The organism is Methylobacterium sp. Leaf104, assembly GCF_001422885.1.
Taxonomy (GTDB): domain Bacteria; phylum Pseudomonadota; class Alphaproteobacteria; order Rhizobiales; family Beijerinckiaceae; genus Methylobacterium.
Genome location: NZ_LMMZ01000002.1, coordinates 19,875 through 39,213 on the forward strand (window position 1 = coordinate 19,875; position 19,339 = coordinate 39,213).

A 19,339-nucleotide genomic window follows, 5' to 3' on the forward strand; every position below is an offset into this window, starting at 1 on the left:
GCGCTATTCCGGCCGCCCGAGCCCGCGCCACTATTCCTGAGCTTCAGCGCGCCGGGCTCTCCTGCAGGCCCGGCGCACCCATCCGGCGCAGCCGCGCCGCCCTTCGGCCGTAGCCGAAATAGATCGCCAGCCCCAAAGCGAGCCACAGGGCGAGCCGCAGCCAGGTGTCCCCGGGCAGGCCGAGCATCAGCCCGAGGCAGGACAGGATGCCGAGGATCGGCACCACCGGCATGCCCGGCACCCGGAAAGGGCGGGGGTGCCCCGGATCGGTCCGGCGCAGGACCAGCACGGCGGTGCAAATTACTATGAAGGCGAAGAGGGTGCCGATGCTCACCAGTTCGCCGAGGAGATCGATCGGCACCAGGCCCGCCACCAGGGCCGTCACCGCACCGATGGTGCCCTGGCTGGTCACCGGGGTGCGGAAGCGGGGATGCACCCGGGCGAAGGCCGGCGGCAACAGCCCGTCGCGCGCCATCGCGTAGAAGATCCGCGCCTGCCCGTACAGGGCCGCGAGCGCCGCCGTCGTGAGACCGAGGATCGCCCCGATCTTGATCGCCACCGAGAAGGCGGAGAGCCCGATCACCTCCACCGCCTTGGCGATGGGGTCGGGCACGTCGAGAGCCCGATAGGGGACGAGGCCGGTGAGCACCGCCGCCACCGCCACGTAGAGCAGGGTGCTGATGCCCAGCGAGCCCAGGAGCCCGATCGGCGCGTCGCGCTGGGGCCGGCGCGTCTCGCCGGCCGCCGTCGAGATCGTCTCGAAGCCGATGAAGGCGAAGAACACCACGCCCGCCCCGCGCAGCACCCCGCTCCAGCCGAACTCGCCGAAGGTGCCGGTGTTCTCCGGCACCAAGGGCGACCACAGGCCCGGGTCCACGTGGGCGGCGCCGATGCCCACGAAGGCCAGGATGATCGCGACCTTGATGGCCACCATCCCGGCGTTCACCCGGGCCGTTTCGCGGTTGCCGCGCATCAGCAGCAGGGTCAGCACGCCGATGATGGCCGCCGCCGGAAGGTCGAACCATGCGGTGGCCCCGCCGGGCAGGGCGCTGAAGGGGGCCGCCGTGAGAAATGGCGGCAGGTGGAGGCCGGCACTGCCGAGGAGCGAGCGGGCATAGCCCGACCAGCCCACCGCCACGGTGGCGGCGCTCATGGCGTATTCCAGGACGAGGTCCCAGCCGATGATCCAGGCGCAGACTTCACCCAGGGTTGCGTACGCATAGGTGTAGGTGCTGCCCGGAGCCGGCACCATAGCGGCGAGTTCGGCGTAGCAGAGGGCGACGAATCCGCAGGCGATGCCGCCGAGCACGAAGGACAGAGTCAGGCCCGGGCCGGCATAGTGCGCCGCCGCCGTGCCGGTCAGGACGAAGATGCCCGCCCCGATGGTCGCCCCGACACCGAGGGCCACGAGGTCGAAGGCCGAAAGGGACCGCGGCAGCTGCGCCGCCTCGCCGCCCTCAGCGGCGGCCAGGATGTCGGCGACGGATTTGCGCACGGTGAGGCTGTTGCCCGTCATCGGCCGGACCTTGGCATGGGAGCAGATCGCGCGCCAACCGGCGCAAGTCCCACGCCAGAGGTTCCGCCGGGGTCATCCCGCATCGAACCGGGGCCACCCGGCCGGGCGGCAACCTGTCCGCGTTGTCAGCCAGTCGCCCCTCTGTTAGGAAGTCGGCCAGCATCAAGAGTCGGGGCGATCCCTGACGCCAACCTGCTCTCCCGGGCAAGGTGGCACCCTCCGGCAAACGGCGGGGATGTGGCCGGACCGGCAACCAAACGGGCTTCGCCATATCTTCGTTTCGGTCGGTCCCTGCGTTCCTGATGCGCGCCGTGCCAGACGAGAGCGAGCCATGTCCCCCGAGCCCCAGCAATTTGCGAGCGACAACTACGCCGGCATCTGCCCCGAGGCCTGGCGCGCGATGGAGGCGGCCAACCGCGGCTCGGTACCGGCCTATGGCGAGGATCCCTGGACGAAGCGGGCGGCCGACACCTTCCGGAGCCTGTTCGAGACGGAGTCTGCGGAGGTGTTCTTCGCCTTCAACGGCACGGCCGCCAACGCCCTGGCGCTGGCCTCTCTCTGCCAGTCCTACCACAGCGTCATCTGCTCGGCCTCGGCCCATGTCGAGACCGACGAGTGCGGCGCCCCCGAGTTCTTCTCCAACGGCTCGAAGCTCCTCGTGGTGGCGAGCCCCGACGGCAAGCTGAATCCGGCCCTGATCCGCGGCGTCGCCACGGGGCGGTCGGACATCCACTTCCCGAAGCCCCGGGTGGTGACGATCACCCAGCCCACCGAGACGGGCCAACTCTACAGCCTCGCCGAAATCGGTGCGATCGCCGCCACCTGCCGGGATCTCGGCCTGCGCCTCCACATGGACGGCGCGCGCTTCGCCAATGCCTGCGCCAGCCTCGGCTGCAGCCCCGCCGACATGACCTGGAAGGCGGGCGTCGACCTCCTCTGTTTCGGCGGCACCAAGAACGGCATGGCCGCGGGTGAGGCGATCCTGTTCTTCGATGCCGCACTGGCCGAGGATTTCGGCTACCGCTGCAAGCAGGCGGGGCAGCTCGCCTCGAAGATGCGCTTCCTCTCGGCACCCTGGGTCGGCGTGCTGGAGAATGGGGCCTGGCTGCGCCATGCGGCTCATGCCAATGCCTGCGCCCAGCGTCTCGCCGCAGCCGTGTCGGAGGTGCCCGCCTTCGCGCTGATGTTTCCGGTGGAGGCCAACGCGGTGTTCCTGCGGGCCGCGCCCGAGCACCTTGAGGCCCTGCGCGTCCGGGGCTGGCGCTTCTACACCTTCATCGGCGGCGGTGCCCGCTTCATGTTCGCCTGGGATTCGGATCCGGCCCGAATCGACGCGCTGGTCAGGGACCTCCGCGCGGTGGCCGGCACCGAGGCCGCCGCGGCCTGAGCCACCCTGCCAGGCACCGGTGGGTGGCCGCGACACCCCGAGGGCTGGCGTCGGGGCAGGTTTCGTGTATGGTCCGCGCCGCTCCGACCCGTGCGAACGGGGCCGGGGCACAAGCTGCTTGTGGGCTTGACCGTGCTGGACGACATCCCGGCACCGGCCATCCACGAGCGTGGCGCGGCCCTCGCGACGAGGCCGCCCTTTCCGAAAACCCGTACCGAAAGGCACTGCGATGTCGATCACGGCAGAGCGCAAGACCGCGCTCATCAAGGAATACGCGACCGGCGGCAAGGACACCGGTTCTCCGGAGGTTCAGGTGGCGATCCTCACCGAGCGGATCACCAACCTCACCGGCCACTTCAAGACCCACGGCAAGGACAACCATTCCCGCCGCGGCCTCCTGAAGATGGTCTCGCAGCGCCGCTCGCTGCTCGACTACGTTAAGCGCAAGGACGAGGCCCGCTACCGCAGCCTCATCGAGCGTCTCGGCATCCGCCGCTAAGCACGGCGTTCACGCGGTTCCGGGCCCGGCCCGGGGCCGCGTTTCGACAGTTCGGGCTGCCGGAATGGGTCCGGCCACCCGAAGACCCGGGCGACTTGAAGGCGGATGCGTCGGGGACAGGATCGCGGGGGGTGCAGCGCGCGGCGCCCCCCGCCATCTTGCCCCTGACGGCGCCGGGTTCGCCCGACCGCAGGAAGGTGAGACATATGTTCGATATCCAACGCGAAGAGCTGATGTGGGGCGACCGCAAGCTCGTCCTCGAGACGGGCAAGGTCGCCCGCCAGGCCGACGGCGCCGTGATGGCGACCTATGGCGAGACCTCGGTGCTCGCCACCGTCGTGTCCGCCAAGGAGCCCAAGGCCGGCATCGATTTCCTGCCCCTCACCGTGAATTACCAGGAGCGCGCCTACGCCGCCGGCCGCATCCCCGGCGGGTACTTCAAGCGCGAGGGCCGTCCGTCCGAGAAGGAGACCCTGGTCTCCCGCCTCATCGATCGTCCGATCCGCCCCCTCTTCATCGAGGGCTGGCGCAACGACACCCAGGTCGTCGTCACCGTCCTGACCCACGACCTCGAGAACGATCCCGACATCCTCGCGATGGTGGCGGCCTCCGCCGCTCTGACGCTCTCGGGCGTGCCCTTCATGGGCCCGATCGGCGCCGCCCGCGTCGGCTATGCCAACGGCCAGTACAGCCTGAACCCGCTGGTCGCCGACCTCGAAGCCTCCTCCCTCGACCTCGTCGTTGCCGGCACCCAGGACGCCGTCCTGATGGTCGAGTCCGAGGCCAAGGAGTTGAGCGAGGAGGTTCTGCTCGGCGCCGTGATGTTCGGCCACAAGCATTTCCAGCCGGTGATCGAGGCGATCATCCGCCTCGCCGAGAAGGCCGCCAAGGAGCCCCGCAACTTCTCCGCGCCCGAGAACGGCGACGTGGAGGCCGCGGTTCTGGAGGTCTGCGAGTCCGACCTCCGCGCCGCCTACAAGAACACCGTCAAGCAGGAGCGCTACGCCGCCGTCGACGCCGTGAAGGCGAAGGTCATGGCCGCCCTTTGCCCCGCCGAGGGCGAGGCCCGCTTCCCGGCGGAGAAGGTCAAGGCCGCGTTCAAGGAAGCGCAGTCGAAGGTCGTGCGCTGGAACATCCTCGACACCGGCTCGCGCATCGACGGCCGCGACGTGCGCACCGTGCGACCGATCGAATCCCAGGTCGGCGTGCTGCCCCGCGCCCATGGCTCCTCGCTGTTCACCCGCGGCGAGACCCAGGCCCTCGTGGTCGCCACCCTGGGCACCGGCGAGGACGAGCAGTTCATCGACGCGCTCGAAGGCACCTACAAGGAGACCTTCCTGCTGCACTACAACTTCCCTCCCTACTCGGTGGGCGAGACCGGCCGCATGGGCTCCCCGGGCCGCCGCGAGATCGGCCACGGCAAGCTCGCCTGGCGTGCCGTGCACCCCGTGCTGCCGCCGGCCCACGAGTTCCCGTACACGATCCGCGTGGTGTCCGAGATCACCGAGTCGAACGGCTCCTCTTCGATGGCTTCCGTCTGCGGCGCCTCGCTGTCGCTGATGGATGCGGGCGTGCCCCTGCGCCGGCCCGTCGCCGGCATCGCCATGGGCCTCATCCTCGAGGGTGAGCGCTACGCCGTGCTGTCCGACATCCTCGGCGACGAGGATCACCTCGGCGACATGGACTTCAAGGTGGCCGGCACCGAAGCCGGCATCACCTCGCTGCAGATGGACATCAAGATCGCGGGCATCACCGAGGAGATCATGAAGGTCGCCCTGCATCAGGCGCAGGAAGGCCGCGTCCACATCCTGGGCGAGATGGCGAAGGCGCTCACCGACGCCCGTCCCGAGCTCGGCGAGTACGCGCCGCGCATCGAGACCATGCAGATCCCCACCGACAAGATCCGGGAAGTGATCGGCACCGGCGGCAAGGTGATCCGCGAGATCGTCGAGAAGACCGGCGCCAAGATCAACATCGACGACACCGGCACCGTGAAGATCGCGTCCAGCGACGGCAAGGCCATCAAGGCCGCCTACAACTGGATCCGCTCGATCGTGGCGGAGGCCGAGCCGGGCATGATCTATGACGGCACCGTCGTGAAGACGATGGAGTTCGGCGCCTTCGTGAACTTCTTCGGCGCCAAGGACGGCCTCGTCCACATCTCGGAACTCGCCGCCGCGCGGGTCGCCAAGGTGACGGACGTCGTCAAGGAGGGCCAGAAGGTCAAGGTGAAGTTCCTCGGCCAGGACGACCGCGGCAAGATCCGCCTCTCGATGAAGGTCGTCGACCAGGAGACCGGCGAGGACATCACCGAGAAGCTCAAGGCCGAGCGCAACGCCGAGCAGGACCGCGCCCGCGGACCCCGCCAGGAGGCGTGAGCCGCACGCCTTGGCCGGGTGCGCGAGTGCCCGGCCGAACGGTCGAAACGTGAAGAGCGCGGTCCCGGCGGGGGCCGCGCTCTTCACGTTTGAGTCCTGTCGGTCGGGTCTCGTCGTCTACGCTCTGCTGCGTCCTGGGTGCGGTCCTGGTCGACCGAAGGCTAAGGCCGCCCGTTTCCGCAGATGCGCGACCAGGACGGCAGCGGCACTGTCCGGGTCGCGATCATTCCAGATCGTGCACTCGGCCTCGACCGGCACGACGCGGTCGAGGCGGGTGCGCAGGTCGCCGTCCTCGGGCCGGGCGCGGGCGGCAAGGCGGCGGGCCAGCACCTCGGGTGCCGCCGTGATGGTAACGACGCCGACATTCGGCAGGGTCTCGCGGGCCTGCGCCACGATCCGCCGGGAGACGTTGCAGATCACCACCCGCCCGGACCGCGCCTGGTCCAGCATCTCGCCGGGAATCGCGTAGCCGAGGCCGTGCGCCCGCCAGTGCAGGGCGAAGGCACCAGCGGCGGCTCCCTCGGTGAAGGCGTCCTCCGTGAGCGCGACGTTGTCCTCGTGGGCCGAGGGGGCCCGGGTCACGAAGCGGCGAGGGAAGACGAAGCGTGGGTCCTGGCCGAGCGCGTCCCGGGCCAGCCGCAGCAGGGTGTCCTTGCCGGCCCCGCTGGGGCCGACCACGAGGACGAAGCCGCCCCGCATCACACCACCCGCTCGCCGGCCCGCCAGACCTGGCGCACCACGGGCACGCCGCGGGCGAGTCGGACGCGGACGAGGTCGGCGCGCAGGCCCGGTTCCAGCCGGCCGCGATCGGTCAGGCCGGTGGCGCGGGCGGGGTTGGCCGTCACGGTGGCGATGGCCTCCGGCAGGGTGATGCCGGGGACGCGCTCGGGCAGCCCGAATGCCGCCATCATCAGGCTCGCCGGCACGTAGTCCGAGGACAGGATGCTGAGGGTCCCGGCCTCCGCCAGGGTGTGGGCCGCGACGTTACCGGAATGCGAGCCGCCTCGGATCAGGTTGGGCGCGCCCATCATCACGGTGATGCCGGCCGCGTGCGAGGCCTCTGCCGCCTCCAGGGTGGTGGGGAATTCGGCCAGCACCACCGCTTCGTCCCGCGACAGCGCGACATCCTCCAGGGTGGTGTCGTCGTGGCTGGCCAAAGGGATGCTGAGGGCGTGGGCGAGGGCCACCAGGGCGGGACGGTTCACCGCGTTGAGGGCGCGGCCGTCGCGCATCTTGCGGGCGGTGCTCAGTTTTATCTCTTCGAGAGAGCGGCCGCCGCGCCCGGCATACACGTAGTACTTGTCGACGTCACGGAACTGGCGCTGGCCCGGCGTGTGGTCCATCAGCGACAGCAGGCCGACGGCGTAGCGCCCGGCGAAGGCCTGCACGGTCTCGACCACGTCGGGGGAGGGGATCTCGCAGCGCAGGTGCGTGCGGTGCTCGGCCCGGAACAGGCCGGCCTCCTGGGCCTCCGCCAGGGCGGCGGCGAGCAGGTTGAGCTCGGTGCCGAGGCCGCTGCCGTCCGGGTCGGTGCCGGCGCGCAGCGAATCGAACACCGTGGTGATTCCGGACGCGGCGATCTGCGCGTCGTAGGCCAGCACCGCCCCGAGGGGATGCCAGCGCACGCCGGGGCGCGGGGCGTAGTGGCTCTCCAGGTGGTCGGTGTGGAGCTCGACGAGGCCCGGGATGAGGGTGTCGCCGTCGCAGTCGAGGCCGCGCTCGGGGGCACGCCCGGTGCCGATCTCGGCGATGCGCCCGTCGACGATTGCGAGCCAGCCGTCCTCGACGCGCTCGGGCAGGACGAGGCGTGCATTCTCGAGGATCTCGACCCGGTCCATCGTGCTCCGTTCCCGCATGGCCGCCTGTTCCCGATCCCGAATCATGCCGCCAGCGCCCCGCGGAAGGCCGAGACGTCGACGATGCGCGTCGCCACCGCCTCGCGCACGTCGGCGTCGTGGAAGATGCCGAGGATGGCGGTCCCGGCGGCCCGCTTCTCGGCGATGAGGTCCACCACCACGGCGCGGTTGCGCGCATCCAGGGAGGCGGTGGGCTCGTCCATGAGCAGGATCGGCCGGTCGGCGATGAGGCCCCGGGCGATGTTCACCCGCTGCTGCTCGCCCCCCGAGAAGGTGGCGGGCGGGAGCGCCCACAGGCGCTCGGGCAGGTCGAGGCGGGCCAGCAGGTCGGCCGCCCGGGTCCGGGCCGCCGCGGGGGCGAGGCCGCCCTCGATTCCGGCGGCCTCCACCACGGCGCGGGCGCCGACCCGGGGGATCACCCGCAGGAACTGCGAGACATAGGCGAGGGTGGTGCGGCGCAGCGCCAGGATCTCGCGCGGCGCGGCCGTGGCGAGGTCGACGAGGCGGGCTCCGTCGCGGACCCGGATCGCCCCGGCGGCGCAGCGGTAATGGCCGTAGGCCATCTTCAGCAGGGAGGACTTGCCCGCGCCGGAGGCGCCGCCGAGCACGACGCATTCGCCCGGATGGACCGCCAGGGTGGCGCCGGCGATGACCGGCAGCACGGCGCCGCCGCGCAGGTGCAGGGTGAAGCTCTTGGCCACGTCCTCGAAGGCCAGAAGGGGCGGGAGGGGCAGAGGGGAAGGACCAGGCGTCATGCGGCGAGCACCGAGGAGACGAGGAGCTGGGTGTAGGCGGCCTGCGGGTCGTCGAGGACCTGGTCGGTCAGGCCGGTCTCGATCACCCGGCCGGCCCGCATCACGAGGACGCGGTGCGAGAGCAGGCGCGCCACGGCGAGGTCGTGGGTGACGATGATGACCGCGAGGCCGAGCTCGGCCACCAGGCCCCGGATCATGTCGAGGAGGCGGGCCTGGACCGAGACGTCGAGGCCCGAGGTCGGCTCGTCCATGAGCACGAGGCGGGGCGCGGTGACGAGGTTGCGGGCGATCTGCAGGCGCTGGCGCATGCCGCCGGAGAAGCGGGTGGGCGGATCGTCGATCCGGTCCGGGGCGATCTCGACGCGGGCGAGCCAGTCGAGGGCGGTGGCGCGGATGCGGCCGTAATGGCGGTCGCCGACGCCCATCAGGCGCTCGCCGACATTGCCCCCGGCCGAGACCGCCATGCGCAGGCCCTGGGTCGCGTCCTGGCGCACGAACCCCCAGTCGGTGCGCATCAGCGCCCGCCGCTCGACCACGCTCAGGGTGTCGAGGTCGCGGGTCGCGCCGTCGCGCAGGCGGTAGGCGACGGATCCCGCATCGGCCGCGACCTCGCCGGCGACGAGCGAGAGCAGGGTCGACTTGCCGGAGCCCGATTCGCCGACCACCGCCAGGACCTCGCCGGGGTCGAGGGTGAAGCCGATGCCGTCGCAGGCGAGGCGGCGGCCGTAGCGCTTGGTCAGGCCCTCGACGGTCAGGAGCGGTTCCATCACGCGGCCTCCCCGGTGTGGCCGTCGGCACGGCGGGTCTCGCAATGGTCGGTGTCCGAGCAGACGAACATCCGCCCCCCGGCATCGTCGAGGACGACCTCGTCGAGGTAGACGTCCTCGGCGCCGCAGAGGGCGCAGGGGCGGTCGAAGCTCTGGACCCGGAAGGGGTGGTCCTCGAAATCGAGGCTGCGCACCCGGGTATGGGGCGGGATCGCGTAGATGCGCTTCTCGCGGCCGGCTCCGAAGAGCTGGAGGGCGGGGCAGTCGTCCATCTTGGGATTGTCGAATTTCGGGGTCGGGGAGGGGTCCATCACGTAGCGGCCGGCCACCTCCACCGGATAGGCGTAGGTGGTGGCGATGTGGCCGTGGCGGGCGATGTCCTCGTAGAGCTTCACGTGCATGAGGCCGTACTCGGCGAGCGCGTGGAGCTGGCGCGTCTCGGTCTCGCGGGGCTCGAGGAAGCGCAGCGGCTCGGGGATCGGCACCTGGTAGACGAGGACCTGTCCCTCGGCGAGGGGCGCCTCGGGGATGCGGTGGCGGGTCTGGATCACGGTGGCCTCGGCCGTCCGCGTCGTCGTGGCGATTCCGGCGGTGGCGGTGAAGAAGCGCCGGATCGAGACCGCGTTGGTGGTGTCGTCGGCGCCCTGGTCGATCACCTTGAGCACGTCGGCGGCGCCGAGGATCGCGGCGGTGACCTGCACGCCGCCGGTGCCCCAGCCATAGGGCATCGGCATCTCGCGGGCGGCGAAGGGCACCTGGTAGCCCGGAATCGCGATGGCCTTGAGGATGGCCCGGCGGATCATCCGCTTGGTGCCCTCGTCGAGATAGGCGAAGTTGTAGCCGGTGCCGGCCGAGACGGTGGCGCTGGCGAGATCTGGCGCGTTCATTCGGCGGCCTCCCGCAGGGGGGCTTCGTCGGAATCGGGCGAAGGCGGCACGGCCGACCGGGCGGCGTGCTCGGCCCGCAGGCGCCGGACCAGTTCGAGCTCGGCCTGGAAGTCGACGTAGTGCGGCAGCTTCATGTGCTCGACGAAGCCCGTGGCCTGCAGGCTGTCGCAATGGGCCAGGACGAATTCCTGGTCCTGGGCCGGCACCGCCACGGCCTCGCCGAGCTCGGCGGCCCGGAGCGAGCGGTCCACCAGCGCCATGGCCATGGCCTTGCGCTCGCCCTGGCCGAAGACGAGGCCGTAGCCCCGAGTGAATTGCGGCGGCACCGCGCCGTGGCCGTGGAACTGGTTGATCATCTGGCACTCGGTCAGCTCGACCGTGCCGAGGCTGACGGGAAAGCCGAGTTCCTCCGGCGTGAAGGCGAGCTCTACCGCCCCGACCCGGATCTCGCCGACGAAGGGATGGGTGCGGCCGTAGCCGCGCTGCGTCGAGTAGCCCAGCGCCAGGAGGAAGCCCTCGTCGCCCCGCGCCAGCCCCTGCAGGCGCACCGCCCGGTCGACGGGGTAGTCCACCGGCTCGCGGGTGAGGTCGCCGATCGCGGCGCCTTCGTCCGGGGGCGAGGGTTCGAGGAGGCCAGCCTGGCCCAGGAGATCGGTGACCCGCGGGCAGGCGGCGGCATCGGCCTCCGGCTCCGCCTCGGCGGCGGGCTCGGGGCCGGCGCCGTCGGCCAGGCCGAAATCCACGAGGCGATGGGTGTAGTCGAAGGTCGGGCCGAGCACCTGCCCGCCGGGCAGGTCCTTGAAGGTGGCGGAGATGCGCCGCGCCAGCGTCATCGCCCCGGTATCGACCGCCTCCGTGGCGCCGAAGCGCGGCAGGGTGGTGCGGTAGGCCCGCACCAGGAACACCGCCTCGACCACGTCGCCCCGGGCCTGCTTCAGGGCGAGGGCGGCCAGATCCGGATCGTAGAGGGAGCCCTCGGTCATCACCCGGTCGACGAGGAGGCGCATCTGCTCGCGGATCTGCGCCACCGTGAGCTCGGGCACGGCCGGGTCGCCGCGCCGGATTTCGGCCAGGAGCCGGTGGGCGTTGTCGATGGCGGCCTCGCCGCCCTTCACCGCGACGTACATGGCAGCGCCTCCGAACCCGCAGAATCGTCCGAACCCGCAGAATCGCCCGAACCCGGCAGAGTTTCGGCGTCGACGGGCCGGGCCGAGCGCGGCAGCCCGGCGAGGCGGCCCGGCGCCACGAAGAAGCAGTCGATCCCCAGCGGGAAGCCCGCATGGTTCGCGGCCCAGCGCGCGGCCCAGTCGGCGGGCAGGGGCCCGGCCTCGAGCCGCGCCGTGCCGCGGATGCCCGGCCCCGCGAAGGGTTGCCCGACCCCGTCGGAGAGGGTGTCGACGGCGAGGATCAGCGTGGCGGAGGCATCCGGGTAGGCGGGGGTGCCGGGTGCGAAATCCGTGAAGGCGGGGCAGCGGGCGGGATCGGCGATCAGCGCGAAGGCCGCCTGCGCGGGTGCGGCGACGATCGGCGCCCCGGTGTGGAAACGCAGGAAGCCCGCGACCGCCGGGTCCGCCCGCAGGGGCGCATCGAGCCAGACCGGCGTGTCGGGGTCGGTGAGCGCCAGGGCCAGGGCGGCGAGCTCGGGGGTGAGGGGAGCGGGCGGCGCCAGGGCGGTGACCAGGGGCCGGATCCGGCCGGGCCGGCTCAGGGCCTCCATCGCGGCGCGGAACATGGCCTGGCCCGCGTGGACGGGATCGGCGAAGCCGTGGGCGAGGGGGGGCGCCATCAATCCTCTCCCCGCGCCAGGGTGAAGAAGTTGACCCGGGTGGCCGCCGCCTTGCGGGCGGCCTGCCACGCCGCGTCCGCCCGGCGCCCTGCGATCTCGGCCAGCGCCGCCTCGAGGGCCGGGCGCGCCTCCGGGCGCTGCCAATGCGCGTCGAGGATGGCGGCGAGGCGGGCGCGGGTCCGGTCGCGGCCGAGATGGTAGGCGAAGCCGGTCTCGCCGCCGGGCAGGCGCACCACCGCCCGGGTCACCGTGGCCTCGCCGGCATTGAAGGGCCGGCCGTCGCCGCCGATCCGCCCGCGGACCATGACGAGGCCCGTCTCCGGCGCCCGCAGGTCCTCCGCCTCGGCAGCGGCGCCGGCCCGCGCCAGGGCGGCCCGCAATTCGTCGGTTGTCGCCGCGCCGGCCCGCGCCATCGCCTGTCGGCGCGCGGCGGGGTCTGGCATCCCGGGCTCGGGTGGTGTTTGGCTGGCGCTCGGCATCGATCGGTCTCCAAACTTGTCTATATGTATAGACAAGCGGATGAGCGGGCACAAGGGGTTTCGAGGACGGATGCGGGCGAGCCAGGCGAGGCACTCATGACGGAGGCGGGCGACACCCGCGTGACGGCGCTCCAGCGCGGGGGCGGCCTCGCCGCCTGGCGGCAGATCGCCGACACCCTGGCGGGCGAGATCCGCGGCGGAACCCTGGGCGCCGGGGCGCAGCTGCCGGCCGAATCGGCGCTCGCCGCGCGCTTCGGCGTGAACCGGCACACGGTGCGCCGGGCGCTCGGGGTGCTGGCCGAGGGCGGGCTGGTGCGCACCACGCAGGGCCGGGGCAGCTTCGTGGAGCAGGGTCCGATTCCCTACCCGATCGGCCCGCGGACCCGCTTCTCCGAGATCGTCTCGCGCACCGGGCGCGAGGCCTGGGGCGACCTGATCGCGGCCGCCACCGGGCCGGCGGATGCGGACTGGGCCGAGGCCCTGAGGCTCGCCCCCGGCGCGCCGATCCTCGAACTCCTCACCGTGCACCGGGCCGACGGCGCCCCGATCTCGACGGCCCGGACCTGCCTGCCCCTGCCGCGCTTCACCGGCTTCGATGCCGCCTACGCCGCCAGCGGCTCGCTCACCCGCGCCTATGCGGGCTTCGGGGTGGCCGACTACACCCGGCTCTCGACCCGGATCGGCGCCCGCCCGGCCAGCCCCGAGGAGGCGGAACGCCTCGACATCGCTCCCGGCCGGACCCTGATCGCCCTGTCGAGCGTGAACGTGGACGGCGCCGGCCAGCGCATCCAGGCCACCCGCAGCCTGTTCGCGGCGGACCGGGTGGAGCTGGTGGTGGAGTGAGGGGCCACCGGTCCGGCCGGGGCACCCAGGGACCCGCCCGGCAGCGCTCCGCATCAGAGCATTCGGATGCCGCATGGGACGGTGCCGCGACGCTCATGGGATGTCCGGAGCGAAAAGCAGTTCGCTCATGCGATGAGGTTCGTGGGTGGAGGTCTGGTCCTTGGCCCCGCAGCGGACATTCCGCCTTTCACCCGACGCTGCCATTCGGCGAGGAATACGGCTTGCGCACGAACAGGTCCCGGAGCAGCGCCCGGCCCGAGCCCAACCGCAAGATCGGTCGAGCCGGGCAGGCCCATTCGCGCGTAGCTGATCGCGTCACGAAGGGCGGGACGATGCGTGCGGCGCTCCGAAACCATCAGGCCCGGATGCAGCGGGTGCTCGATCACATCGACCGGCACCTGGACGACGATCTGGACCTGGAGACGGTCAGCGGCATCGCGGCTTTCTCGAAGTTCCACTTCCATCGGCGGTTCACGGCGGCCTTCGGATTGTCCCTGCACCGCTACGTTCAGCTGGCCCGCATGAAGCGCGCGTCCTACCGGCTGGCCTACAGGAACGCCCAGAGCGTCACCGACGTCGCGATGGATGCCGGCTACGACGCGCCGGACGCCTTCGCCCGCGCCTTCCGGCAACGTTTCGGGCAATCGCCCTCGTCGTTCCGGAAGGCTCCCGACTGGGACTCGTGGCGCGCGGCCTTCGGGCCTCTCGACGAAGCGAGGAGCAAGCAGATGACAAGACCGTTCACGCCCGACGACGTGACGATCCGCGATGTGTCGGCGACGCGGGTCGCGATCCTGGAGCACCGCGGCGATCCGGCGATGCTGGGGGCCACGCTCCAGCGGTTCATCGCCTGGCGGACGGCCGCCGGCCTGCCCCCCAGGACGAACCCGACCTTCAACGTCTGGCGGTCCGCGCGGCGTCCCGCCGCGCCGGGCGACTTTCGCGTGGACCTCTGTGTCGGAACCGACCGGCCGGTCTCGGCGAACGGCGCACCGATCACGGTCGGGGAGATCCCGGCGGGACGCTGCGCGGTGCTGCGCGTCGTCGGCCGAACCGACGACCTGGAGGCGCCCGCGCTGTACCTCTCTCGCCAGTGGCTGCCCGCCAGCGGCGAGGCGGCGCGGGACTTTCCCCTCTACTGCCAGCGCCTCGCGTTCTTCCCGGAGGTGCCGGAGCACGAGGCGATCGCGGAGGTGTTCCTGCCGCTGAGATGACCCGGCCCAGGGGCGGCTTCGTTGAGCTCGCGGCCCGGGCGGTCTATGCACTGTGCCCATGGACCTCCAAGCTTCCGCGAGTCGATCCCCGGCTCCCCTCGCCTGCAAGCGGCCGCCGACCGGGACAGCGGCGCCGTTCCTGCCCATGAGCCGCGCCGAGATGGACGCGCTCGGGTGGGACGCCTGCGACATCGTCCTGGTGACGGGCGACGCCTACGTGGATCATCCGAGCTTCGGCATGGCCATCATCGGCCGGCTGCTCGAGGCGCAGGGCTTCCGGGTCGGCATCATCGCGCAGCCCGACTGGCAATCGGCGGAGCCGTTCAAGGCGCTGGGCCGGCCGACGCTGTTCTTCGGCGTCACCGGCGGCAATCTCGATTCGATGGTGAACCGCTACACGGCGGACCGTCGCCTGCGAAGCGACGACGCCTACACGGCGGGCGGGCAAGGCGGCGCCCGCCCGGACCGCTCGACCATCGTCTACACGCAGCGCTGCCGCGAGGCCTACAAGGACGTGCCGATCATCCTCGGCGGCATCGAGGCCTCGCTGCGCCGCATCGCCCACTACGATTACTGGTCCGACAAGGTGCGCCGCTCGATCCTGGCGGACGCCAAGGCCGACCTGCTCCTCTACGGCAATGCCGAGCGCGCCGTGGTCGAGGTGGCGAACCGCCTCGCGGCCGGCGAGGCGCCGCACGACCTCGACTCCGTCCGCGGCGTCGCCCTGTTCCGCCGCGTGCCCGGGCACTACACCGAGCTGCCCGCCGACGATCTCGATTCGGCCGACGAGGCCGCCAGCCGCCGCCCCGGCGAGACCGTGATCCGGCTGCCCGCCTACGACGAGGTCAAGGACGACAAGGAGGCCTATGCGCGGGCCTCGCGGGTGCTGCACCGGGAGGCCAATCCCGGCAACGCCCGCCCCCTCGTCCAGCGCCACGGCGACCGCGACCTCTGGCTGAACCCGCCGCCGATCCCGCTCTCCAGCGAGGAGATGGATGCGGTCTACGACCTGCCCTACGCCCGCGCCCCCCATCCCGCCTACGGCGACGCGAAGATCCCCGCCTGGGACATGATCAAGTTCTCCGTGACGATCATGCGCGGCTGCTTCGGCGGCTGCACCTTCTGCTCCATCACCGAGCACGAGGGCCGCGTCATCCAGAACCGCTCGGAAGGCTCGATCCTGCGCGAGATCGAGCGGATCCGCGACAAGACGCCGGGCTTCACGGGGGTGATCTCGGATGTCGGCGGGCCGACGGCGAACATGTACCGGATGGCCTGCAAGGACCCGAAGATCGAGGCGGCGTGCCGGCTGCCCTCCTGCGTCTTCCCCGACATCTGCCCGAACCTGAACACCTCGCACGACGACCTGATCCGGCTCTATCGCAAGGTCCGCGAGGTGGAGGGCGTCAAGAAGGTGATGGTCGCCTCCGGCGTGCGCTACGACCTGGCGGTCCGAAGCCCCGAATACGTCGAGGAGCTCGTGACCCATCACGTCGGCGGCCGTCTCAAGATCGCGCCCGAGCACACCGAGCGCGGCCCCCTCGACCTGATGATGAAGCCGGGGATCGGCACCTACGACCGCTTCAAGGAGATGTTCGACGCCGCCGCCAGGAAGGCCGGCAAGAAGTACTACCTGATCCCGTACTTCATCGCGGCGCATCCGGGCACGACCGACGAGGACATGCTGAACCTCGCCCTCTGGCTCAAGAAGAACGACTACCGCGCCGACCAGGTCCAGACGTTCCTGCCCTCGCCCATGGCCACCGCCACGACCATGTACCACACCGAGATCAACCCGCTGGAGGGCGTGCGGCGCGGCGGCAGCCAGCCGGTCGACGCGATCAAGGGGATGCGGCAGCGCCGGCTGCACAAGGCGTTCCTGCGCTACCACGACCCCGAGAACTGGCCCCTGCTGCGCGAGGCGCTGCGGGAGATGGGCCGGGCCGACCTGATCGGGCCGCGGCCGGACCAGCTCGTGCCGTCCTCGCAGCCGTCCGGAACCGGACTGGGCAAGGCGCGCGGCCAGCAGCGGCCCCTGCGCCATCCGGGCGCGCCGCGTTTCACCACCAAGGGCGTGCCCCTGCGCAAGTGACGGCCAGCCGCGACCGGATGCGCCGGGGGCGGCCTTGGGGGGCGGCCTTGGGAGGGCGGCCTTGGCGGTCCGGCGGCCCTGGGCGGACGGGCAGAAAGTCCCTCGTCGACCGCGTGACCGGGACCCGGCGTCGCCCCTACCGCGCCGCGCCGCCGATCAGGGTCCGGCGCAGGCGTCCCGAGACGGCGTCGATGACCGCCACGGTCACCAGGATCATCAGGATCAGGAAGGCGACCTGGCGCAGTTCGAGGACGCGGATCAGCTCGCTGAGATACTGGCCGATGCCGCCCGCGCCGACGATGCCGATGATGGTGGCCGAGCGGGTGTTCGATTCGAAGAAGTACAGCACCTGGCTGCCGAGCACCGGCAGCACCGCCGGGATCAGCCCGAAGCGGATGCGGTGCAGCTCGGCGCCGCCGGAGGCGGAGACGCCCTCGGCGGCCTTGCCGTCGACGGTCTCGACCGCCTCGGAGAACAGCTTGCCGAGCGCCCCGAAATCCGCGCAGGCGATGGCGAGCGCCCCGGCGAAGGGGCCGAGCCCGACGACGTTGATCCAGATCAGCGCCCAGATCAGCACGTCGACCGAGCGCACCACGTCGAGGCCGCGCCGCACGGTGAAGTGCACGAAGGGGTTCGGCACGACGTTGCGGGCGGCGAGGAACGCCACCGGAAACGCCAGGAGCGCGGCCGTCAGCGTGCCGATGAAGGCGATGCCGAGGGTCTCGGCCAGGGCCTGCAGGAAGGTCCAGGCCCGGCCGCCGGCCTCCGGCGGCAGCATCAGCAGGCTGAACTCGCCGAGGCGCCCGAGCCCGGCGAGGAGGCGGGTGGCGGAGAAATCGAGGCGGACCATCGCGTAGCCCGCCAGGGCGACGAGGCCGGCGAGGGCGAGGACCGCGAGGAGCCGCCCCCGCCAGGCCGGGCGGAAGCTGTCGGGGAAGCGCCGGCGCAGGGCGGCGATCTCGGCGGGGCCGAGATGGGCCGGATCGCGCTCGGGACCCTTCATCGCAAGCCCCCGAGAAGCCCGTGGCGCAGGCGCTCGGTGCCGAGGTCGATCGCCATCACGGTGAGGATGATCAGGACCAGGATGGCGCTGACGTCGGCGTAGTAGAAGTTGCGGATCGCCACGAGGAGTTCCTGCCCGATGCCGCCGGCTCCGACGAAGCCCATGACGCCGGCGCCGCGCACGTTGATCTCGAAGCGCAGCAGCCCGTAGGAGACGAAGTTCGACAGCACCTGGGGCAGAACGGCGAAGCGCAGGGTCTCGATCCGCCCGGCCCCGGCGGCGGTGAGGCTCTCCACCGGCTTCATGTCGATGTTCTCGACGACCTCGGAGAACAGCTTGCCGAGGGCCCCGGTGGTGTGGATCGCCAGCGCCAGCACGCCCACCATCGGCCCGAGGCCGAAGGCGATGACGAAGATCAGCGCGAACACGATCTCCGGCACGGTGCGGCAGAATTCCAGGCCGCGCCGCACGAGGAAGCAGGCCGTCCGGCTGCCGGCCACGTTGGCGGCGGCGGAGAAGCACAGCACGAAGCCGCCGAGCGCCCCCAGGAGGGTGCCGAGATAGGCCATCAGCAGGGTCTCGCCCAGGAGACCGAGCCATTTCGGCCAGCCCCAGTACCATTCGGCGAGGTCCCCCGGCAGGTTCGCCAGGGTCAGGTGGGGCAGGATCTGGGCGATGTAGTCGGTGAAGCGGCCGAGATTGGCCGCCAGCACGAGGGGACGCACCTCGGCGGCCTGGGCGGCGAGCCCGGCGAGCACCACGAGCGCGGCGAGGCCGGCCCAGGTCCGGCGCCGGGTCGCGGCCACGGCCGCGCCGTAGGCCCCCGCCAGGGCGGCGGCCCGGTCCGGGGGCAGGGGCGTGATCCGCTCAGGCATCGGTGGTCACCGGCGGCCCGCGCCGATCGGGACGGGTCCGCTCAAGACTTGCGGCGCTGGTCGTCGTTGAACTTCAGCATCTCGATGATCGGCTGGTAGTCCTTCAGGGTCACGGGAGTGAAATCCTGGTCCTTGCCGTCCGAGAGCCGGTCGAAGGCGGCCTTGTCGGCCTTGGGCATCGCCACGAGGGCGTCGCGGATCTTCGCCTTGAGGTCGTCGGGCAGGCTCGCCAGCATGGCGAAGGGGCCCTCGGGCAGGAAGTCGGACTTGAACACCACGCGGAAGTCGCTCTGGCCCATCGCCGTGCCGTCCGGCTTCTTGAGCATGCCCTTGGTGGCCATCCGGGTGACCATGGTGTCGGTGTCGGAGTTGTAGAGATTGGCCGCCGCGTCCACGGTGCCCTGCACCAGGGCGAGGACGGCGTTCTCGTGGCTGCCGGCATAGACCGTCTTGCCGAAGACCGTGTCGACCGGGTGGCCGGCCTTGTGCAGGAAGAAGCGCGGCGCCTGATTGCCGGAGGTGGAGTTCGGGTCGACCAGGGCGAGGTTCTTGCCCTTCAGGTCCTCGATCGTCCTGTACGGGCTGTCGGCGCGCACGTAGATCACCGAGTAGTAGCCCGAGGCGCCGTTGTCGTGGCGCTGGTTGACGATGGGCTCGATCTTGACGCCGGTCATCACCGCGCGGGCGAAGGAGGCGGGGCCGTAGAAGGCGAGCTGGGCGTTGCCGGCGCGCTGGCTCTCGATCACCGCGGCGTAGTCGTTGGCGATGCGCAGCTTCACCGGGACGCCGAGGGTCTTCGACAGGTAGGCGGTCATCGGCGCGTAGCGATCGGCGGTGCCCGACGCGTTCTCGGCCGGGATCACCGCCAGGGTCAGCTCCGGATAGGCCGCCTTCCAGTCCTGTGCGGCGGCCGGGAGGGCGAGGAGGGCGAGCGCGAAGGCTCCGGCGAGGGATCGACGGGTCAGCATGGGAAACTCCCGGAGGGGTGGAGCGAAGGGGTTG

General features: G+C 71.6%; 18 protein-coding genes and 1 riboswitch. Of the genes, 6 read left to right on the plus strand and 12 right to left on the minus strand.

Annotated features, from left to right (window positions below; translation table 11 throughout):
• Positions 1–43: 43 nt before the first annotated feature.
• Positions 44–1,516 carry an amino acid permease gene (locus ASF49_RS03990; RefSeq protein ID WP_056468162.1) on the minus strand — a complete coding sequence of 491 codons (1,473 nt, stop codon included), beginning with the start codon at positions 1,514–1,516 and terminating at the stop codon, positions 44–46.
• A 154-nt stretch (positions 1,517–1,670) separates the two neighbouring features.
• A riboswitch (SAM-I-IV-variant riboswitch) is annotated at positions 1,671–1,783 on the plus strand.
• Between the two features lie 64 nt (positions 1,784–1,847).
• On the opposite strand from ASF49_RS03990, the gene ASF49_RS03995 reads away from it, so the two are divergent.
• The 3 genes from ASF49_RS03995 to pnp all read left to right on the plus strand — a co-directional run bounded on the left by ASF49_RS03995 (position 1,848) and on the right by pnp (position 5,780).
• On the plus strand, positions 1,848–2,903 hold the full coding sequence (locus ASF49_RS03995) for a threonine aldolase family protein (protein WP_056468166.1): 1,056 nt from the start codon (positions 1,848–1,850) through the stop codon (positions 2,901–2,903).
• 229 nt (positions 2,904–3,132) lie between these two features.
• On the plus strand, positions 3,133–3,402 hold the full coding sequence (gene rpsO, locus ASF49_RS04000; protein ID WP_055950756.1) for a 30S ribosomal protein S15: 270 nt from the start codon (positions 3,133–3,135) through the stop codon (positions 3,400–3,402).
• Positions 3,403–3,608: 206 nt separating this feature from the next.
• A complete protein-coding gene (gene pnp, locus ASF49_RS04005) occupies positions 3,609–5,780 on the plus strand; it encodes a polyribonucleotide nucleotidyltransferase (RefSeq protein ID WP_056468169.1) in 2,172 nt (723 codons plus the stop codon).
• 117 nt (positions 5,781–5,897) lie between these two features.
• On the opposite strand, the gene phnN is transcribed toward pnp, so the two are convergent.
• Genes phnN through phnG form a run of 8 tightly spaced genes read right to left on the minus strand, consistent with a single transcriptional unit; the run spans position 5,898 to position 12,244 of the window.
• On the minus strand, positions 5,898–6,479 hold the full coding sequence (phnN, locus tag ASF49_RS04010) for a phosphonate metabolism protein/1,5-bisphosphokinase (PRPP-forming) PhnN (RefSeq protein ID WP_056468172.1): 582 nt from the start codon (positions 6,477–6,479) through the stop codon (positions 5,898–5,900).
• Positions 6,479–7,636, minus strand: coding sequence for an alpha-D-ribose 1-methylphosphonate 5-triphosphate diphosphatase (locus ASF49_RS04015; protein WP_243214716.1), 1,158 nt, complete (start codon positions 7,634–7,636; stop codon positions 6,479–6,481). The genes phnN and ASF49_RS04015 overlap by 1 nt, the downstream gene beginning before the upstream one ends.
• 23 nt (positions 7,637–7,659) lie before the next feature.
• Entirely contained in the window at positions 7,660–8,391 is a 732-nt protein-coding gene (gene phnL, locus ASF49_RS04020; protein WP_056468177.1) for a phosphonate C-P lyase system protein PhnL, read from the minus strand.
• A complete protein-coding gene (gene phnK, locus ASF49_RS04025) occupies positions 8,388–9,158 on the minus strand; it encodes a phosphonate C-P lyase system protein PhnK (protein ID WP_056468180.1) in 771 nt (256 codons plus the stop codon). Before phnK ends, phnL begins: the two co-directional genes overlap by 4 nt.
• Positions 9,158–10,045: an alpha-D-ribose 1-methylphosphonate 5-phosphate C-P-lyase PhnJ gene (locus tag ASF49_RS04030; RefSeq protein ID WP_056468183.1), complete on the minus strand. Its 888-nt coding sequence runs from the start codon at positions 10,043–10,045 to the stop codon at positions 9,158–9,160. The genes phnK and ASF49_RS04030 overlap by 1 nt, the downstream gene beginning before the upstream one ends.
• Positions 10,042–11,172 carry a carbon-phosphorus lyase complex subunit PhnI gene (locus ASF49_RS04035; RefSeq protein ID WP_056468186.1) on the minus strand — a complete coding sequence of 377 codons (1,131 nt, stop codon included), beginning with the start codon at positions 11,170–11,172 and terminating at the stop codon, positions 10,042–10,044. Before ASF49_RS04035 ends, ASF49_RS04030 begins: the two co-directional genes overlap by 4 nt.
• A complete protein-coding gene (gene phnH, locus ASF49_RS04040; protein ID WP_082510839.1) occupies positions 11,157–11,831 on the minus strand; it encodes a phosphonate C-P lyase system protein PhnH in 675 nt (224 codons plus the stop codon). Before phnH ends, ASF49_RS04035 begins: the two co-directional genes overlap by 16 nt.
• A complete protein-coding gene (gene phnG / locus ASF49_RS04045) occupies positions 11,831–12,244 on the minus strand; it encodes a phosphonate C-P lyase system protein PhnG (RefSeq protein WP_056468189.1) in 414 nt (137 codons plus the stop codon). The genes phnH and phnG overlap by 1 nt, the downstream gene beginning before the upstream one ends.
• 162 nt (positions 12,245–12,406) lie before the next feature.
• Between phnG and phnF the strand changes: the two genes are divergently transcribed.
• The 3 genes from phnF to ASF49_RS04060 all read left to right on the plus strand — a co-directional run bounded on the left by phnF (position 12,407) and on the right by ASF49_RS04060 (position 16,459).
• Positions 12,407–13,153: a phosphonate metabolism transcriptional regulator PhnF gene (phnF, locus tag ASF49_RS04050; protein WP_056468193.1), complete on the plus strand. Its 747-nt coding sequence runs from the start codon at positions 12,407–12,409 to the stop codon at positions 13,151–13,153.
• A gap of 332 nt (positions 13,154–13,485) precedes the next feature.
• Positions 13,486–14,367, plus strand: a complete 882-nt coding sequence (locus ASF49_RS04055) for an AraC family transcriptional regulator (protein ID WP_056468194.1) — start codon at positions 13,486–13,488, stop codon at positions 14,365–14,367.
• A 58-nt stretch (positions 14,368–14,425) separates the two neighbouring features.
• Positions 14,426–16,459 (plus strand): YgiQ family radical SAM protein, encoded by a 2,034-nt coding sequence (locus ASF49_RS04060; protein ID WP_056468197.1) that lies wholly within the window; start codon positions 14,426–14,428, stop codon positions 16,457–16,459.
• A gap of 136 nt (positions 16,460–16,595) precedes the next feature.
• On the opposite strand, the gene phnE (ASF49_RS04065) is transcribed toward ASF49_RS04060, so the two are convergent.
• The 3 genes from phnE (ASF49_RS04065) to phnD are packed head-to-tail and all read right to left on the minus strand — an operon-like array spanning position 16,596 to position 19,305.
• The gene (phnE, locus tag ASF49_RS04065) at positions 16,596–17,462 is read right to left on the minus strand and encodes a phosphonate ABC transporter, permease protein PhnE (RefSeq protein WP_056468200.1); all 867 of its coding nucleotides are present in this window, start codon (positions 17,460–17,462) and stop codon (positions 16,596–16,598) included.
• A complete protein-coding gene (gene phnE, locus ASF49_RS04070) occupies positions 17,459–18,337 on the minus strand; it encodes a phosphonate ABC transporter, permease protein PhnE (RefSeq protein WP_056468203.1) in 879 nt (292 codons plus the stop codon). Before phnE (ASF49_RS04070) ends, phnE (ASF49_RS04065) begins: the two co-directional genes overlap by 4 nt.
• 41 nt (positions 18,338–18,378) lie before the next feature.
• Positions 18,379–19,305, minus strand: coding sequence for a phosphonate ABC transporter substrate-binding protein (gene phnD / locus ASF49_RS04075; protein WP_056468205.1), 927 nt, complete (start codon positions 19,303–19,305; stop codon positions 18,379–18,381).
• Positions 19,306–19,339 lie beyond the last annotated feature (34 nt).

What these genes read in the sequence shown, in the direction of transcription:
- phnD (WP_056468205.1), bottom strand. Translation starts at nt 19,305, where the DNA reads ATGCTGACCCGTCGATCCCTCGCCGGAGCCTTCGCGCTCGCCCTCCTC.
- pnp (WP_056468169.1), top strand. Translation starts at nt 3,609, where the DNA reads ATGTTCGATATCCAACGCGAAGAGCTGATGTGGGGCGACCGCAAGCTC.
- phnF (WP_056468193.1), top strand. Translation starts at nt 12,407, where the DNA reads ATGACGGAGGCGGGCGACACCCGCGTGACGGCGCTCCAGCGCGGGGGC.
- phnK (WP_056468180.1), bottom strand. Translation starts at nt 9,158, where the DNA reads ATGGAACCGCTCCTGACCGTCGAGGGCCTGACCAAGCGCTACGGCCGC.
- ASF49_RS03995 (WP_056468166.1), top strand. Translation starts at nt 1,848, where the DNA reads ATGTCCCCCGAGCCCCAGCAATTTGCGAGCGACAACTACGCCGGCATC.
- phnE (WP_056468203.1), bottom strand. Translation starts at nt 18,337, where the DNA reads ATGCCTGAGCGGATCACGCCCCTGCCCCCGGACCGGGCCGCCGCCCTG.
- ASF49_RS04030 (WP_056468183.1), bottom strand. Translation starts at nt 10,045, where the DNA reads ATGAACGCGCCAGATCTCGCCAGCGCCACCGTCTCGGCCGGCACCGGC.
- phnE (WP_056468200.1), bottom strand. Translation starts at nt 17,462, where the DNA reads ATGAAGGGTCCCGAGCGCGATCCGGCCCATCTCGGCCCCGCCGAGATC.
- ASF49_RS04015 (WP_243214716.1), bottom strand. Translation starts at nt 7,636, where the DNA reads ATGCGGGAACGGAGCACGATGGACCGGGTCGAGATCCTCGAGAATGCA.
- ASF49_RS03990 (WP_056468162.1), bottom strand. Translation starts at nt 1,516, where the DNA reads ATGACGGGCAACAGCCTCACCGTGCGCAAATCCGTCGCCGACATCCTG.
- ASF49_RS04055 (WP_056468194.1), top strand. Translation starts at nt 13,486, where the DNA reads ATGCGTGCGGCGCTCCGAAACCATCAGGCCCGGATGCAGCGGGTGCTC.
- phnL (WP_056468177.1), bottom strand. Translation starts at nt 8,391, where the DNA reads ATGACGCCTGGTCCTTCCCCTCTGCCCCTCCCGCCCCTTCTGGCCTTC.
- rpsO (WP_055950756.1), top strand. Translation starts at nt 3,133, where the DNA reads ATGTCGATCACGGCAGAGCGCAAGACCGCGCTCATCAAGGAATACGCG.
- ASF49_RS04035 (WP_056468186.1), bottom strand. Translation starts at nt 11,172, where the DNA reads ATGTACGTCGCGGTGAAGGGCGGCGAGGCCGCCATCGACAACGCCCAC.
- ASF49_RS04060 (WP_056468197.1), top strand. Translation starts at nt 14,426, where the DNA reads ATGGACCTCCAAGCTTCCGCGAGTCGATCCCCGGCTCCCCTCGCCTGC.
- phnN (WP_056468172.1), bottom strand. Translation starts at nt 6,479, where the DNA reads ATGCGGGGCGGCTTCGTCCTCGTGGTCGGCCCCAGCGGGGCCGGCAAG.
- phnG (WP_056468189.1), bottom strand. Translation starts at nt 12,244, where the DNA reads ATGGCGCGGGCCGGCGCGGCGACAACCGACGAATTGCGGGCCGCCCTG.
- phnH (WP_082510839.1), bottom strand. Translation starts at nt 11,831, where the DNA reads ATGGCGCCCCCCCTCGCCCACGGCTTCGCCGATCCCGTCCACGCGGGC.